This is a genomic window from Halomonas sp. SIMBA_159 (genome assembly GCF_046536035.1).
Classification (GTDB): Bacteria; Pseudomonadota; Gammaproteobacteria; order Pseudomonadales; family Halomonadaceae; genus Vreelandella; species Vreelandella venusta_A.
This window is the reverse complement of sequence record NZ_JAWJBT010000243.1, coordinates 1-325: the sequence shown is the minus strand read 5'-3', so window position 1 is coordinate 325 and position 325 is coordinate 1. Positions and strand designations below refer to the sequence as shown.

1 protein-coding gene is annotated in these 325 nt (G+C 34.2%); it reads right to left on the bottom strand.

The window, feature by feature from the left end:
* The coding region (locus tag R0J87_RS19155; RefSeq protein WP_498888221.1) for a cation:dicarboxylate symporter family transporter at positions 1–318 on the bottom strand (318 nt) is incomplete at its 3' end.
* Positions 319–325: the final 7 nt, after the last annotated feature.

Here is a 325-nt window from a genome sequence, read left to right as displayed (position 1 = left end):
TTCCTCTTTTACCTTAAAGTCTTCTTTCGTCACAGAGATAGTAACAGGTAAAGTTCCCGAACTACTTGTCGTACTCGCAGTCACTACCCAAATCTTACCGATTGACTTAAAGAACTTTGATAATGGAATTTTAGCTATGAATTTTAACATAAACAAGTACATCAAAATGATTACAGAAATCAAACCTATATAATCAACTAAAATAAATTTGCCCAAAGGTCCAAATATTTTCAAGCCGTATTCCCCAATGGTACAAGCCATTAATGCAGCTACACCTATAGGTGAAAATGCCATGATGATTCCTGTCAATTTATACATTACCTCT